At 71.4% G+C, this 15,455-nt stretch carries 12 protein-coding genes; 8 read left to right on the forward strand and 4 right to left on the reverse strand.

Features of this window, described 5'->3' with window-relative positions:
- The first annotated feature begins 7 nt into the window (after positions 1–7).
- Genes ABFY20_RS18245 through rbsD form a run of 6 tightly spaced genes read left to right on the forward strand, consistent with a single transcriptional unit; the run spans position 8 to position 4,881 of the window.
- On the forward strand, positions 8–610 hold the full coding sequence (locus tag ABFY20_RS18245) for a glucose-6-phosphate isomerase family protein (RefSeq protein WP_368497620.1): 603 nt from the start codon (positions 8–10) through the stop codon (positions 608–610).
- Positions 603–1,310, forward strand: a complete 708-nt coding sequence (gene deoC / locus ABFY20_RS18250; RefSeq protein WP_368497621.1) for a deoxyribose-phosphate aldolase — start codon at positions 603–605, stop codon at positions 1,308–1,310. Before ABFY20_RS18245 ends, deoC begins: the two co-directional genes overlap by 8 nt.
- A complete protein-coding gene (locus tag ABFY20_RS18255; protein ID WP_368497622.1) occupies positions 1,307–2,266 on the forward strand; it encodes a shikimate dehydrogenase in 960 nt (319 codons plus the stop codon). The genes deoC and ABFY20_RS18255 overlap by 4 nt, the downstream gene beginning before the upstream one ends.
- Positions 2,267–2,270: 4 nt before the next feature.
- Positions 2,271–3,770 (forward strand): FGGY-family carbohydrate kinase, encoded by a 1,500-nt coding sequence (locus ABFY20_RS18260; RefSeq protein ID WP_368497623.1) that lies wholly within the window; start codon positions 2,271–2,273, stop codon positions 3,768–3,770.
- A complete protein-coding gene (locus tag ABFY20_RS18265; protein ID WP_368497624.1) occupies positions 3,767–4,486 on the forward strand; it encodes an SDR family oxidoreductase in 720 nt (239 codons plus the stop codon). The genes ABFY20_RS18260 and ABFY20_RS18265 overlap by 4 nt, the downstream gene beginning before the upstream one ends.
- Positions 4,486–4,881 (forward strand): D-ribose pyranase, encoded by a 396-nt coding sequence (rbsD, locus tag ABFY20_RS18270; RefSeq protein WP_368497625.1) that lies wholly within the window; start codon positions 4,486–4,488, stop codon positions 4,879–4,881. Before ABFY20_RS18265 ends, rbsD begins: the two co-directional genes overlap by 1 nt.
- A 38-nt stretch (positions 4,882–4,919) precedes the next feature.
- Here the strand turns inward: rbsD and ABFY20_RS18275 are convergent, their stop codons facing one another.
- Together ABFY20_RS18275 and ABFY20_RS18280 are read right to left on the reverse strand one after the other, a co-directional pair.
- Positions 4,920–6,215 (reverse strand): MFS transporter, encoded by a 1,296-nt coding sequence (locus tag ABFY20_RS18275; RefSeq protein WP_368497626.1) that lies wholly within the window; start codon positions 6,213–6,215, stop codon positions 4,920–4,922.
- Between the two features lie 151 nt (positions 6,216–6,366).
- Positions 6,367–9,015: a chitobiase/beta-hexosaminidase C-terminal domain-containing protein gene (locus ABFY20_RS18280; RefSeq protein WP_368497627.1), complete on the reverse strand. Its 2,649-nt coding sequence runs from the start codon at positions 9,013–9,015 to the stop codon at positions 6,367–6,369.
- Positions 9,016–9,236: 221 nt separating this feature from the next.
- Between ABFY20_RS18280 and ABFY20_RS18285 the strand changes: the two genes are divergently transcribed.
- Both ABFY20_RS18285 and ABFY20_RS18290 read left to right on the forward strand, forming a co-directional pair.
- On the forward strand, positions 9,237–12,617 hold the full coding sequence (locus tag ABFY20_RS18285; protein ID WP_368497628.1) for a chitobiase/beta-hexosaminidase C-terminal domain-containing protein: 3,381 nt from the start codon (positions 9,237–9,239) through the stop codon (positions 12,615–12,617).
- 125 nt (positions 12,618–12,742) lie between these two features.
- Positions 12,743–14,299: a LuxR C-terminal-related transcriptional regulator gene (locus ABFY20_RS18290; RefSeq protein ID WP_368497629.1), complete on the forward strand. Its 1,557-nt coding sequence runs from the start codon at positions 12,743–12,745 to the stop codon at positions 14,297–14,299.
- A 24-nt stretch (positions 14,300–14,323) separates the two neighbouring features.
- Here the strand turns inward: ABFY20_RS18290 and ABFY20_RS18295 are convergent, their stop codons facing one another.
- Positions 14,324–14,623: a hypothetical protein gene (locus ABFY20_RS18295; RefSeq protein WP_368497630.1), complete on the reverse strand. Its 300-nt coding sequence runs from the start codon at positions 14,621–14,623 to the stop codon at positions 14,324–14,326.
- An 18-nt stretch (positions 14,624–14,641) separates the two neighbouring features.
- Positions 14,642–15,385 carry a hypothetical protein gene (locus tag ABFY20_RS18300; protein ID WP_368497631.1) on the reverse strand — a complete coding sequence of 248 codons (744 nt, stop codon included), beginning with the start codon at positions 15,383–15,385 and terminating at the stop codon, positions 14,642–14,644.
- Positions 15,386–15,455 lie beyond the last annotated feature (70 nt).

The raw sequence follows: 15,455 nt of genomic DNA on the forward strand, positions 1-15,455 counted from the left end.
AGCTCCTATGTGCGACGCTGCACACCCGGCCGAACCGGCCGCTCTCGACGTCGACGCGCTGCGCGCCAGGCTGACCGGGCCGACCGAGCGCTACGAGAAGCACCTCACCGACCTCGCCGGGCTCTACCGCGACGCCGACGCCTACGCCTCCGCCCTCGATGCCCACGACGGCTCGCCGGTCTACTGGGTCGACAGCAGCGTCGTCGAGCACGGTGACGGCGCCCTCACCATCGGCCTCAGCGTGCTCCGCCCCGGGCGGGTGGGCGAAGAGTTCGCGATGACCCGCGGTCACCTCCACGCTCGGAGCGAGTTCGCCGAGATGTACTACGGCATCGCGGGCTCGGGAGTGATGCTGCTCGACTCCCTCACCGGCGAGTCGCGCGCGGTGCCCATCGGCCCCGGCACCGTCGTCCATGTGCCGGGCGGCTGGGTGCACCGCAGCGTCAACGTCGGCGACGAGGTGCTGCAGACCCTGTTCTGCTACGCCACCGATGCCGGTCAGGACTACGGCATCATCGAGAGGGCGGGGGGCATGAGCACGCTCGTCGTCGCATCCGACGCGGGATGGACCACCCGCGACAACCCCGACCACGGAGGCTACGGTGCCTGAGGCCGTCATCACCACGGCGGAGCTGATCGCGACGCTACCCCGCCACATCGACATCAGCTGCGTGCAGGCGCAGCACGACCGGCACGACATCGAGCGGCTCGCCGCCGACGCGCGAGCGGGCGGGTTCGTGAGCGCGCACGTGCTCCCGAACTGGCTCCCGGTGCTGAAAGACCTGCTCGAGGGGGGCGAGACCCTCGCCGGGTCGCCTGTCGGCTTCCCGAGCGGAGGGCCCACGACGGCGACCAAGGTCGCCGAGGCCACCGAGCTGCTCGACGCCGGGGTGCAGGAGCTCGACGTGGTGGTGGCCATCGGCCGCCTCCGCTCGGGCGAGGGCGACTACGTCGAGCGGGAGCTCCGCGCCGTCGTCGAACTCGTCGACGGGCGGGTGCCGCTCCGGGCGATCCTCGAGGTCGGCCGCCTCGACGACGACGACATCCGCCTCGGCGTCGACGCCGCGATCGCCGCCGGCGTGCCCTGGATCAAGACCGGCACAGGCTGGTCGGGGGTGCCGACGAGCCTCGACCACATCCGTCTCATCGTCGAGCGTGCCGCGGGCCGCGCCCAGGTGAAGGCCGCCGGAGGCGTGCGCGACCTGGCGACCATCCGTGCGATGGCGGATGCGGGGGTCACCCGCTTCGGCATGAACCAGACCGCGGCGCTCGACGCCGTCGCCGCGACCCGGGAGGAACCGACAGCATGACCCTCATCACCGCCCTCACGCCCGAGGTGCTCGCACCGGCCACCCAGCCGACCCTGTACTTCATCGGGGTGACGACGGGCAGCTCGTCGATCCAGCGCGTGTTCCCGCGCTGGGCGGAGCATCTGGGGCTGCACGAAGCCCGCCTGCAGGGCATCGACCTGCCGCTGCACGCCCCGGCCGAGCAGTACCGGGCAGTCGTGGAGTTCATCGCGAACGACCCGTTGAGCCTCGGCGCCCTGGTCACCACGCACAAGCTCGACCTGTTCGCCGCCTGCTCCGACCTGTTCGACGAGATCGACCCCTTCGCCCGGTTGATGGGCGAGACCAGCTGCATCTCGAAACGCGACGGAGCACTCGTCTGCCACGCCAAAGACCCGATCTCGAGCGGTCTCGCCCTCGACGCCTTCCTCGGCGACGACTACTGCGTCGAAGCCCTGTGCCTCGGCGCCGGCGGGTCGACCATCGCCATGAGCTGGTACCTCACCCGGCCCGAGGCCGGAGCGAACCGGCCCGAGCGGCTCGTCGTGACCAACCGCTCGGCGGAACGCCTCGACCACATCCGCAGCATCCACGAGACCCTCGAGACGACGACGCGGTTCGAGTACGTGCTCGTGCCGAGCGCGGAGGAGAATGATCGTGTGCTGCAGAGCCTCGCGCCGGGGGCCCTCGTCGTGAACGCGACCGGGCTCGGCAAAGATGCGCCCGGTTCCCCCCTCACCGACGCCGCGGTCTTCCCGCGCGACGCCATCGCCTGGGACCTCAACTACCGCGGCGACCTGGTGTTCCTCGACCAGGCCCGCGCGCAGCCCGCCGAGCGGGGCGTGCGGGTCGAAGACGGCTGGGTGTACTTCGTGCACGGCTGGACCCAGGTCATCGCCGAGGTGTTCCACATCGACATCCCCACCTCGGGCTCCGGTTTCGACGCCCTGAGCGCCATCGCGCGCGCGACCCGCTGAGCCGATGCCCGAGCTCGCTCTCGCCTTCGACCTCGGCACGGGGGGCTGCAAGGCGGCGGCCTGGTCGGCCGACGGCAGCTGCGTCGCCGAGACGGCGGGCCGGTATGCGACCCACCACCCCTCCCCCGGCCGGGCCGAGCAGCGACCGGCCGACTGGTGGGATGCGGTGGTCGCCTCCACCCGGGAGCTCGCCGAGCAGGTGCCCGATCTCGCTCAGCGGGTGTCGGCCATCGCACTCTCCGGGCAGAGCCTCGGCATCATCCCGCTCGATGCACAGGGCGGGCTCGTGCTGCAGAGCATCCCGATCTGGTCGGACACGCGTGGTGCCGCCCACACCGCCCCGGTCTTCGACGTCGTTCCCGAAGAGGAGTGGTACCGCCGCACGGGCAACGGATTCGGCGCCGCCCTCTACCCTCTCTTCAAGGCGGGGGCCCTCCGCGCGGAGCATCCCGACGGCTGGGCGGCCACGCGCACCCTCGTCGGCTCGAAGGACTGGATCAACCTCCGCCTCACCGGGCGGCTCGCCACCGACCACTCCTACGCCAGCGGGTCGGGCGCCTACTCCCTCGAGTCGGGCGCCTACGACGACGAGCTCCTCGCCGCGGCGGGGTTCCCCCGCGAGCTGCTCGTCGAGCCGGGCGAGAGCGCAGACCCAGTGGGCGAGCTCACCCACGAGGCCGCCGAGGCCCTCGGGCTCCGGCCCGGCATCCCCGTCTTCGCCGGAGCCGTCGACAACGCCGCCATGGCGCTCGGCTCGCGCGGCACGGCAGAAGGGCGCATCTACGCGGCGCTCGGCTCCTCGAGCTGGATGACCGTCACCTCCGCCCGCCCCGTGATCGACGTCGCCGCCCGCCCCTACGTCTTCCGGCACGCCGTGCCCGGGCTGCACGTGAGCGCGCTGTCGACCTTCAGCAGCGGTACGAGCTTCGATTGGTGGCGCGGGCTGCTCGCGCCGGGGCTCGACGCCGAGGCGGTCGTCGCCGAGGCGCTCACCGCACCGCCCGGGTCGAACGGCCTCACCTTCCTCCCCATGCTCGCCGGGGGCACCCCGCTCGAAGGGGGGCCGGATGCGCGCGGTGCCATCACCGGAGCCACCCTCGGCAGCACCAGGGCCGAGCTGCTGCGGGCCTCGCTCGAGGGCATTGCCTTCGCCCTCCGCCGGAGTCTCGACCGCATCCGGGAGCTGAGCGGCACGCGCGACGAGCTCACCGTCTCGGGCGGCGGTGCGCAGAGCGAGGGGTGGAACCGCCTCTACGCCGACGTGGTGCAGTCGACCCTGGTGCGCACGAGCGTCGACCAGCAGGCCGCGACGCTCGGCGCCGCGACCATCGCCTTCGTCGGCCTGGGCGCCTGGCAGTGGGGCGACGCCGACCGGCCGCACCGCGTCGTCGCCCGCATCGACCCCGACCCCCGTGCCGCCGGCGTCTACGACGACGCCCGCGCGCGCTTCGACGCGGCACTCGCCGCGCTCGCCCCCACGACCCTTCAGGAGGACCCTCGATGAAACCCCTCGTCGTCATCACCGGAGCGAGCTCCGGCATCGGCGCGGCCACCGCGCGCGCCTTCTCGGCGGCCGGGCATCCGCTGCTCCTCATCGCCCGCCGCCGGGCTGCGATGGAGGCGCTCGGCCTTCCCGACGTCGAGATCGCCGAGGCCGACGTGAACGACACGCCCGCCGTCGCCGCCGCCCTGGCCCGCGCTGTCGCCCGGTTCGGCGAGCCCGATCTGCTCGTCAACAACGCCGGTCTCATGGCGCTGTCCTCCGTCGTCGATCAAGACCCCGGCCTCGTGCAGGCGATGTTCGACGTGAACTGCGTGGCCATGATGAAGAACTCGCAGCTGGTGCTCGGCGGCATGCGCGAGCGCGGTCGCGGCACGATCGTGAACCTCGGCTCCATCGCGGGCAAGCAGCTCTACGGCGACCACACCGTCTACAACGGCACGAAGTACGCGGTGCACGCCATGACCGAGGGCCTCCGCCGCGAGAATGCCGCACACGGTGTGCGGGTGCTCCTCGTCGCGCCGGGCATGGTCGACACCGAGCTGCTCGGCAACACCGGGGAGGGCGCGGTGCTCGACGGCTACCTGGCCTACAAGGGGTCGATCGGCGGGGGCCTGCAGCCCACCGACATCGCCGACGCGATCGTCGCCGCCTACTCGCTGCCCCAGCACATCAGCTACCGCGAACTCGTGGTGGCCCCGACCTCGCAGGACGCCTGATGAAGCGCGCCGGCATCCTCCACGCCGAGCTCGCGGGCCATCTGGCCCGGCTCTCGCACACCGACCTCTTCGTCGTCGCCGACAGCGGTTTCCCGGTTCCGCCCGGCGTGCCGGCCGTCGACCTCCGGGTGCTGTACGGGCTGCCACGCCTCGAGCCGGTGCTCGAGGCGGTGCTCGCCGAGGTCGTGGTCGAGTCGGCCGCCGTGGCCGCCGAGGTCGACGACGCCAACCCCGAGCTCGCCGCCCTGTTCGACTCCGCCGCCCCCGGCGCGGCACGGGTGCTGCACGACGAGCTCAAGCGCCTCTCCGCCGCCGCTCGCTTCGTCGTCCGCACCGGCGAAGCCACCCCCTACGGCAACATCCTCCTCACCGCCGGCGTCGCCTTCGCCGTCTGACCCGGTGCCCCACCCGCCCGGGCCGCGGGGCTCGGAGGTCAGGGCATCCGGTTCTTGCTCCGGGCCCAGAGCAGCACGGGGATGAGCAGGAGTGCGAGCACCCCACCGGCGAGGGACAGCACGGCATAGCTGGTGCCGGCCATGACGACACTCGACATGACACCGGCGCCCGCGCCGGCCAGGGCGATGAGCACGTCGAGCGTGCCCTGCACCCTCGCCCGGTTCGCCGGCACCGTGCTGTCGACGACGAGCGCGGTGCCGGAGATGAGGCCGAAGTTCCAGCCCAGCCCCAGCAGCGCAAGAGCGACGATGAGCAACAGCATGTCATCGCCCGGCGCCAGCGCGGCGGTGACGCCCGCCGCCAGGAGAGTGACGCCCGCCGCGATCGCCATCGGGGTGCGCCCGATCCGGTCGACGAGCACACCCGTGACGAGCGAGGGAAGATACATCGCGCCGATGTGGATGCCGATGACGAGGCCGATGTCGCCGAAGTCATGGTGGTGCGCCCGCATGTGCACCGGCGTCATGGTCATGATGGCGACCATCGCGATCTGGGTCAGGACCATGATCGCCGCACCGACATAGGCCCCCGTCCCGGGTCGTGGCGCCGGGCCGGCCGCGCGGGCCGAGCGGCCGCCGACGCCACGCGCCGCGGCCTCGGCGGGGGCGAGCCGCCGAGCGAGCAGGAAGGGGTCGGGGCGCAGCAGCAGGAGGAGCACCGTCCCTGCAGCGAGGTAGGCGACCGCGGCGAGCAGGAAGGGTCCGGAGAGCGCAGGCAGCCCGAGTCCCACGGCGAACGCCCCCAGTGGTTCCACCAGGTTCGGGCCGGCGACAGCGCCCACGGTCGTCGACACCATCGCGATGCTGACGGCCGTGGCCCGGCGGGTGGGGGCGGCCAGGTCGGTTCCGGCGTATCGCGCCTGCAGGTTGGTGGCCGTGCCGGCACCGTAGACGAACAGGGAGACCAGAAGGAGGGGGACGCTGCCGGAGGCGGCTGCCAGCACGACCCCGACGGCCCCGAGTCCTCCCGCGGCGAAGCCGAGCCCGAGCCCGAGCCGGCGCCCGGCTCGTTGGGTCACCCGCCCGATCAGATAGGCCGTCAGAGCCGAGCCGAGGGTGAACAGAGCGGTGGGGACGCCCGCGAGACCCTCGCTGCCCAGCATCTGCTGGGCCAGGAGAGCCCCGACCGTCACGCCCGCGGCGAGACCGGCCCCGCCGAGCACCTGGCTGATGACGACGACGGTGAGCGTGCGGCGCTGCACCCGGGCCCGCTCGACGTCGGCGCTCTCGGCTCCGTGCGACCCGGGCCCGGTCGTCTCCTCGTCTGCAGTCACTGCGGTTCCGTCCCTCCCGTCCGGCCGTTGGGCCGTCACACCATGATGGCCGACGAGCGGGTTGCGTGTTCCGCACCCGATCCGCAGCCGGAAGGGTGCAGGGGGCCCGGATGCGCCGCATCCGGGCCCTTTGCACGGTCGGTTCGTCCGGTCAGGGAACCGCGACGACGGCCACCTGGTCGACGAAGGCGGTGTTGTCCCCGTCGGTGGTGGTGGCGACGAAGGCGATGGTGTGCTCGCCCGCGTCGACGGTGAACGGGTCGCTCTGGTAGAGCTGGTACTCACCCGTCATGCTCGGCACCACGTGGGCAACGACCTCGCCGTCGACGGTCACGTCGAACTCCTGCTGGCCACCGAAGCCCGAGCGGTTGGCCGCCTGGAAGGTGATGGCGTAGCTGCCGGCGGGGAACCGCACGGCCTGCTCGATGCTGCTGGCGAGCCCCGAGTCGGTCTTGAGGTACGCGGTGCGCTCACCCTCGGGTGCGGGGAACGCCGGCACGAACGGGCTAGTGTTCGACTGCACCCCCGATCGCACGCTGAACGTCCACCCGTTCACCATCGGGCCGTTCGCGGCGCTCGAGGTGGCCGGCTTCTCGAAACCGGCGTTGAACACGGTGACCGCGGGAACGTCGTCGGGGATGACGGGGCTCACGAAGCACCGGTTGCCGCCGCCGGGGTTCGGGTTCGACCCGAACGACTCCGCCGCGCACGAGACCCCGCCCGCGAAGGTGCCGTAGGCGAACAGCCCGTCGGAGCCGTAGACGACGCTCTGCTCCCCGTCGAACGCGCACTGCTGGCCCTCGTAGGCGCAGAAGGTGTAGCCGTCGGGGGCGTTCTGCACGTCGAGCACCTTGTACAGCCGTGAGGTGGTGCCCGATGCCTCCTGACCGGGCGCTATCGCGATGGCGCGCAGGTACGTGGTCTTGAGGGCGGGAAGCACGATCTGGCCGGTGTACTCGGGCGACTCCGCCGTCGGCTGCGAGCCGTCGGTGGTGTAGTGGATGCTCGCACCCTCGGTGGACGAGGTGATGGTCACTCCCTCGAGCGAGGCGTACTGACCCGCAGGGAGGCTGAACACCGGTGCGTCGGTGACGCCGTCGCGGTGGGCGGGAGTGACGAGCACCTGCTGCACCGCGTAGCTCGAGCTGTCGGAGCGGCTGGTCGCCTTGATCGCCACCGTGCGCTCGGTCGTCACCTCGGGGGCGGTGTACGTGCCCGAGGGGCTGACCGTACCGCCGTCGGAGCCGATCACCGACCAGGTCACGTTCGCGTTCCCGTCGACGATCGACGCTCCGAGCCGGGTGGTCGAGCCGCCCACCACCTCGATCTGCGGGTCGTCGAGAGCCACCTGGGTCTCGGCCGCGGCCTGCGTGTAGACCAGCTGGGTGTGCGCATCCGTCACCTCGCGGTCGGTGAACGCGCCCTTCTTCACCTTCAGCGAGCCGCTCGAGGCGGGGAGCAGGGCGTTCTGCTCGGGCACGGCGTCGGCGTCGGTCTTGGCGATGCGGGTGTACGTACCCTTCGAGGCCTCGCGGGCCTTCTCGCCGTCGAAGCGCACCGTCACGTCCTTGGCGGTGCCGTCCTTCGTCTCCACCAGCACTGTCCACTCGCCGTCCCCGTCGCGGAACGCCGTGGCGCGCGCGTCGGGCGACGACACCTCGGTGGCGTACACCGAGCTGTGGGCCGGGATGTAGCGCAGCAGCGGGCCGGCCTCGTAGAACGCCGGGCTCGGCTCGAGACCCAGGATGACGGAGTCCCACAGGTTGTAGTCGCCGTTGGTGTCACCCCGCGGGTCGTCGGTCATCACGCCGTTCAGCTGCCAGACGAGGTTGGTGTGCACCCCCTTGTTGGCGCTGTCGATGACGTAGTTCGCGTATCCGGTCTCCCAGACGCTCGCCTCGGGGCTCGCCCAGCCGAACTCGGTCATGCTCACCGGCTTGCCGTTCGCCACACTCGTGCGGGCGTCGATGATGTCGTCGAGGCTCGAGTAGGCCTCGCCGTAGAGGTGGAAGCTGTAGCCGTCGAAGGCGTCGGGGGCGTTCTGCTCCATGAAGGCGGTCCACTCGGGTGCGCTCACCTCCTCGGGGCCCCAGATCTCGATGCGGTCGCGGATGCCGTCGGCCACCAGCTGGTCGCTCACCGCCTGCGCCATCTGCGCGTAGTACGCCTTCTCGTCGCCCGGCGCCTCGAAGTCCCAGCTGCCGTTGGGCTCGTTGTAATACGTGAGGTACTTCACGTTGTCGTAGCCGCGACCCCAGAGGTTCTGCAGGAGAGCGGATGCGCTCCGCCCGTAGGCGGGCAGGTCGGCCGGCGCGCTGATGTAGGGGTCTTCCACGCCGGGAATCGCGAACCAGTCGTGAACCCGCTCCCCGACCTTCCAGCCGAAGTTCAGCTCGATCTCGGTGCCTGCCTGCTCGAAGGCGTCGAGGTAGCGATAGACCGCCTTCATCTCGGGGCTGTCGAAGTCGTACTGCCCCTTCTGCAGTTCCATCCAGTCGATCTGGAACCAGAACCGCGCCACTTTGGGCTTGAGGGTGAGGGTGCGCTCGACGTCGACCTGCCAGTCGGCCTCGTCGTAGCCGAGGGTGGCGGTGTCGCCCATCAGGCTCCACGGGATGACGTTCACCCCGACCCCCAGGTAGTCGTCTTGCACGAGGTCGCCGGTGTGCACGACCACGTCGACCGGCTGGTCGCCCCCGGGTGCTGCGGCCGCCACCTGCACTCCCCCGGCGAGGGCACCCACGAGGAGCCCTCCCGAGGCGAGCGCGGCGAGCGCCGCCGTTCTGACATCTCGACGCATCGGCGTCTCCCATCTCCATCGATGTGTAGCAAAACTACTCGCTTTGCTCCCGAATCACGGTACGGGACCCCTATTCGGGGCGCAAGACCTCGTATCCGGTCTTTAAAATGTTGCTTTCACTACATGAATCGCTCTACAGTGGCCGCACACGCGTCGCATCCGACCTCCTCTGGCCGCCCCGAGATGCCGACGCCGCTATCGATGGAGATAGGCGTCAGACGATGACACGACCATTCCTCTCGCGCGGCCTGGGCGCCGCCACAGCAGTCCTGCTCGCCGCGGCGGCGCTCGTCGCCGTCTCGGCGGCCCCGGCGAACGCCGACGACGGCGTGACCGTGACGATCGACCCCGACACCGTGGTGCAGAGCGACTTCCTCGGCATCGGCGTGAACGTCATCCCGGGCAGCCTCATGGAGGGCACCACCGAGCTCGGCTACACCGACGCCGACTGGGCACTCGACTCCGCGCGCATCGCGAAGCTCCGCCCGAAGGTCGCGCGCATCTGGTTCCAGACCGACTGGATGGAGCCGAGCAAGGGGAACTACACCTTCACCAGCGACCGGATGCTCGCCTTCTACCGCTATCTCGACGCGTTCAAGGCGGCCGGCACCGACGTGGAGCTCAACTTCGGCTGGAAGGTCGGGTCGAGCATCCAGTCGTGGTTCTCCATCCCGGGCGTCGACCCGTGGACGAGCGCCCCGAACGACATCCCCGCCTTCGCCGACGCCGCATCGGCTCTGCTCGACGAGCTCATCACCCAGCGCGGCTACGACAACGTGAAGTACCTCACTTATTACAACGAGCCGAACGGCAGTTGGGACTTCGAGGCGCCGGGCGACCAGAAGGCCTACTACCTCGCCATGGCCGAGGCCGTGAGCGACCAGCTGGAGACCGACGGGTTGCGCGACGACGTGGAGGTGTGGGGCCCCGAGGAGAGCGGGGCACCGGACTGGACCTCGTACATGGCCGCCAACGGCGGCGACGCCTTCGACCAGTACAGCTTCCACACCTACGGCGACTCCTACAGCTCGGTGGCCGGCAGCATCGCGGCCCGCTCGAGCGTGGCGGGCGGCAAGCCGGTGAACATGTCGGAGTTCGGCTGGTCGTCGGACACGGCGAGCGGATGGGACTCGGGCTACGCCAACTACGTGATCGCCGGCGCGAACCAGGGGCTCCACTCGATGCTGGTCTGGCAGCTCAACGGCGTCTGGACGGCCGACCCCGACGGCGACACGAACGGCACCTACAACATGTGGGACTCGGTGCTGCTCGGCCTCGAGCCGCGCAACACCTTCGCCGCAGCGGGCCTGTTGACGCGCTACGTGCCCGCCCACAGCGAGGTCGTGCAGGCCTCGTCGAGCTCGGGCGACGTGCGCGCCGCCGCATTCCGCGACGCCGACGGTGAGTACACCGTGCTGGTGGAGTCGAAGGCCGGCACCGGCAGAGACCTCACCGTCGACTTCGGGTCGCTCGACCTCGGCCGTGACGTGCACCGCATCCAGTACACCCCCGACCTCGTTCCCGACGAGAACGCGCTGCTCCCCGCCTCGTCGGCGAGCATCCCCGCCACCACGAGCTTCAGCGACACGCTCGGCGGCGACTACACCGTCGCGGTCTACACCACCGCCGACCCCGCTGTGCAGGTGGCGCTCGACGACGTCGACCCCACGGTGGCCTCGGGCTCGACGCTGCAGCTCGGAGCGGCGGTCGTCGACGGCCCGGCCGGCGTGAGCTGGAGCGTGGAGGGAACCGGGAACGGCTCCGTCTCGGCGAGCGGGGTCTACACGCCGCCCGCGGTGACGACCGAGCGCAAGGTCGCGGTGGTGGCGACGAGCACCGCCGACCCGAGCGCGAGAGCGGTCGCGCGCGTGCTCGTCACCCCCGCGCCCGACCCGGCCGTGGTCAGCCCGCCGAGCTTCAGCCTCGACTCCGGGGTGTACGAGGGGGCGCGCATGCTCACGCTCGACTCCACGACGGCGGGCGCCGAGATCCGCTACACCACCGACGGAACCACCCCCACGGCGGCGTCGACGCTCTACGAGCATCCGCTGGTGCTCCAGGAGTCGACCACCCACCTCTACCAGGCGGTGGCCTTCGCGCCGGGGCTCACGGCCTCCGGCTCGTCGAGCCGCCTCTACAAGGTCGGCGCCGTCTCCGACGGGCCCGACGGCTACACCCTCTGCGCCGACGAGAACGGCACCTGCTTCTTCAGCGGGCAGCAGAGCGTGGCGTTCGGTGGTGACGGGTTGTTCAGCTACCAGACCCGCACCGGCGACACGGCGTGCACGACCGCCGAGCTCGGCGACCCCAACCCCACCGTGGAGCAGCACTGCTACGTCAGCCCCACCATCCCCGACGCCTACCCGATCGTGACCATCACGAACGGCGGCTTCGAGAAGCCGGGTGCCACGAAGTCGAAGACGGGCCCGTTCGTGAACGGGTGGACGTTCACCAACCGTTCGGGCATCCAGAACGCCGAGGGCCCCCTCGGCCCCGGTACACCGCCGGAGGGCTCGCAGGTCGCCTACCTCAAGACGGATGCGGGGGTGCAGGGCGAGATCAGCCAGGAACTGAACTTCCCGGCCGGCACCTTCCAGCTCGCCTTCGAGCTGTCGGGGCGTTCGGGCTACCCGGCGCAGACCTTCGACGTGCTCTACGACAGCACGGTGATCGGCTCGTTCACGGTGAGCTCGACCACGAGCTACACCCCGGTGCGCAGCGCGGTCTTCGCGAGCACCGGCGGCAAGCACACCGTCACGTTCCGGGCCACCGCACCGTCGGGCGACCGCACCGCGTTCCTCGACGACGTGCGCGTCGAGCTGCCGGCCGCGCCCGCGGTGCCGGCGCTCGCCAACGCCGGGTTCGAATCGCCGGCCACCACGAACGTGAAGTCGGCGCCGTTCACCGACGGCTGGTCGTTCGTCGGCAAGGCGGGCATCCAGCACAACGGCAGCGCGTTCGGGGCGACGACAGCCCCCGAGGGAACGCAGACGGCGTTGCTGCAGTCGAAGGACGGCGCGCACGGATCGTTCACCCAGACCATCGAGTTCGTGCCGGGTGATTACCGCCTCACCTTCCAGGCGGCGAAGCGGCCCGGCTACAGCACCCCTCAGCCCGTCGAGGTGCTCGTCGACGGCACCGTGGTGGCGACGGCGACCCCGTCGGCGACGAGCTGGACGGGCTACACGACACCCGTCTTCACCGTGTCGGGCGGAGCGCACAGCATCGCGTTCCGCGGCTCCGCGCCCACCGGCGACGCCACCGCCTTCGTCGACGCCGTCGTGCTCGACGCGGTGCCCGCATCCGGTCTCGCCGTGGCCACGACGGCGTCCGCCTGGTCGCTCTGCGTGGGAGAGGAGGCGTACGTCGCGGTGTACTCCATCAACAAGGCGGGCCGCGACGTCGACATCACGGTCGGGGCGGTCGGGGCCGACGAGGAGCGGGCCGCGGTCGGCGACGGCGACGCCGCATACGGGTTGTTCCCGACGGGGGCCGGCACCCTGGCTGCGGGCACGGCGTCGATCGAGGCGTCGTACGACGACGGCACGGTGCACACGACGCTGCAGAACCCCGCCTACGCGGCGGTCGATTGCACGGAGTAGGGGTTGCTCGGCCGGCATGTCGAGTCGGTCGCCTCGCGGGGTTCGGCACCTCGCGAGGCTCCACCCTCCCCCTTCGGGGGTGGAACCTCTAGGATTCGTTGAGTGTGCCCCGGAAGCGGTTCGTCGTGACGAGTGATCCGTCAGCCGACCCCGGCAGCGCACTCCTCACCGCGGTCGACGCCGACGACTGGGCCGAGGCGGTGCGGCTGCTCGACCTGCACTGGTCTGTGCTCATCTCGACCCACCGCGCTGCCCTGCAGGAGGCGGTGAACCGGCTGCCGCAGGAGGTGCTGGTGCAGCATCCGCGGCTCGTGCTGGCCGCCGAGTACCTCCGCCGGCTCTCGGGCGCGCCCACGACGACGCGCTTCAGAGGGGCGCCGTTCCCGGGGCCGCCGGTGAGCCTCATGGATGCGCTCGCCCAGCTGACCAGCCACGCGGCGATCGCCCGGGCCGACGGCAGGCTCGGCGAGGCGTCCGAGGCGGTGCGGGAGGCGAGGGCGATGCTCGACGAGGCCAGCGCGCTCGCCCGTGAACAGCTCGCGCAGGGTCTGCCCGACCTGCAGCTGCAGTGGGGGCTGGTGTGGGAGTACGTCGGTGACGCCGACCGAGCCGTGCACGAGTACGTCGAGGCCTACGACTCCGCCATGGTGGTGGGGAACGAGATGGTGAAGGTGACGGCTGCAGCGTCTGCCTCCTTCATCCATGCGCTCGCCGGCCGCGGCATCCAGGCGAGGATCTGGCTCGACAAGGTGCCGCCCGAGGGCGAGTGGTGGTTCAGTCGTGCCGCGCTGCCCGCGGTCTTCGCCGCGACCCTGCTGCTCGTCGACGAGTTCCGGCTCGACGAGGCGCGGGCGACGCTCGCGCGGGCCGATCTCTCGCAGCACCCGGAGCGGTGGCCGTTCCACAAGCTGCTTGCCGCCATGACGGTGCCGGGGCCCGACGCGGCCTTCGAGCTGCTCGCACAGATCGACGGCTCGTCGGCGGCGCTCCCCGACCGGGTGACGAAGCAGGGCACCACGGGGGCGGTGATCGCGGTCGCCAGGTCGATCCTGCAGTCGGCTGCCGGGCACCCCGCGGAATCCCGCGCCACCCTCAACTCCTTCGAGGCCGACCGCGACACCCTGGCCGGCCAGACCCTGCTGTGCGCTCGGGCGGCGGCCGAGGCGAGGCTCGGCAACTACACCTCGGCGAGCCGCATCGTGTCACCGCTGCACGGGCACGCCCTCGACGCCCCGCGCACCACCATCACGGTGCTGGCGGTGCGTGCCGCCTCCGAGCTGCGTGCCGGCGACACCGACTCGGCCGCCGAGCAGTTCGCCCGCGCAGCCGCACTCTCCACCACCCACGACAGCTTCTACGCGCTCAGCCTGCTGCCGCGCGAAGACCTCGAGCAGCTCGTGGCACGACGACCCGACGCCCTTCCCGAGCCGATCGTGCGACGCATCCTCGATCGCGCCCAGCCGGCGACCATCGACCCGTTCCTGCGCCTCAGCAGCAAGGAGCTCGAGGTGCTGGCCGCCGTGCTGGTCACCGACAGCAGCGCCGACGCCGCCGCCCGCCTCTACGTGTCGGTGAACACCGTGAAGACGCACCTCAGCAGCATCTACCGCAAGACGGGAGTGAACTCGAAGGCCGCCCTCGGGGAGCTGGCCGTGCGGTTCGGGGCGCATCCGGGGGTCTGAGTCGGCGCTCCGCCCGGCTCGCGCTCAGCGACGGATGCGCAGCACCAGTGCGGCAGCGCCGAGCAGTACCGCGTTCAGCAGCGCCGCCGCGCAGAGGGCGGCGACGGGGAGGATGACGATGCCGTACTGCATCCCGCTCCACAACGGCGAGACGGCCACCACCGCGAGCCCGAGCGTGCCGGCGCCCGCGAGGAGTCGCAGCACGGTCGCCACCCCTCCCGCCCGGCCGGGGCACCGGTTGCGGAGGGCGAACACGACGATCGCGACACCGGCGAGCACGAGCAGCGCCGAGGGGACGAAGAACAGCACCGCGGCGAGCGACATGGTGTGACCGCCGTCGCCTCAGCGCACCACGTCGTACAGCGCGCGGGAGCGGTCGGTGTAGGCGCGATAGGCCGTCTCGGTCTCGTCGCCGGCCTTCTCGAGAACGGCGTTGCGGTAGTCGAAGAGCGCGTTCACGTCGTTCTCGGCGCTGCCGTCGGCGCTCTGCCCGTCGGCGTCGGTGGTCGCCGCCCAGTCGTCGTAGTCCGGGAGCTCACCCCTCACCCGCATGTCGGCGAGCACCGCCGAGTTCGTGAAGCCGTCGGCGTACCGTCCCGAGTCGACGTGGGCGACCCACAACCCCCTCACGAGGCTCGCGACGCGAAGCAGCGCCTCGCCGCTCGGCACCTCTTGTCCGTCGAGCCACACCACGTAGTCGGCGACCGGCTGCCACTGCTCGTCGGGGTCGCCGGGCCGGTCGCCGTCCAGCGCAGGGAAGGCCGTCGCGAGAGCGCGCACGCGGCGCTCCTCGCCCAGCTCGGTCACGGCGCAATGCAGGGCGACCGGATGCGACCAGAACTCGGTCTCCTGCTCCTGGCTCCAGGGGCCCTCTCCGTCGACGGCCACCTCGTCGGCCGGCGTCGTCCAGAGCTCGAGGCAGTACCCGAAGTCCTCGTCCTCCAGCGCCGCAGCGATCCCGCTCGCCGGCCTCAGCACCAGCGCGACCACCGCGGCCGCCACCAGCCCGAGCACCACCACCCCCGCCAGCACGATCAGCCCGATCCTCCGCGCACGCGCGCCCGTCTGCCTCGTCGTCTCCCCCATACGCGCGACCCTACCCCCGCCCGGGTGATGCCGCCGCGGGCGGAGACGCTCGGGGAGGTGTTGACTGGCG

This window comes from Herbiconiux sp. A18JL235 (assembly GCF_040939305.1).
In the GTDB taxonomy this organism is placed as follows: domain Bacteria; phylum Actinomycetota; class Actinomycetes; order Actinomycetales; family Microbacteriaceae; genus Herbiconiux.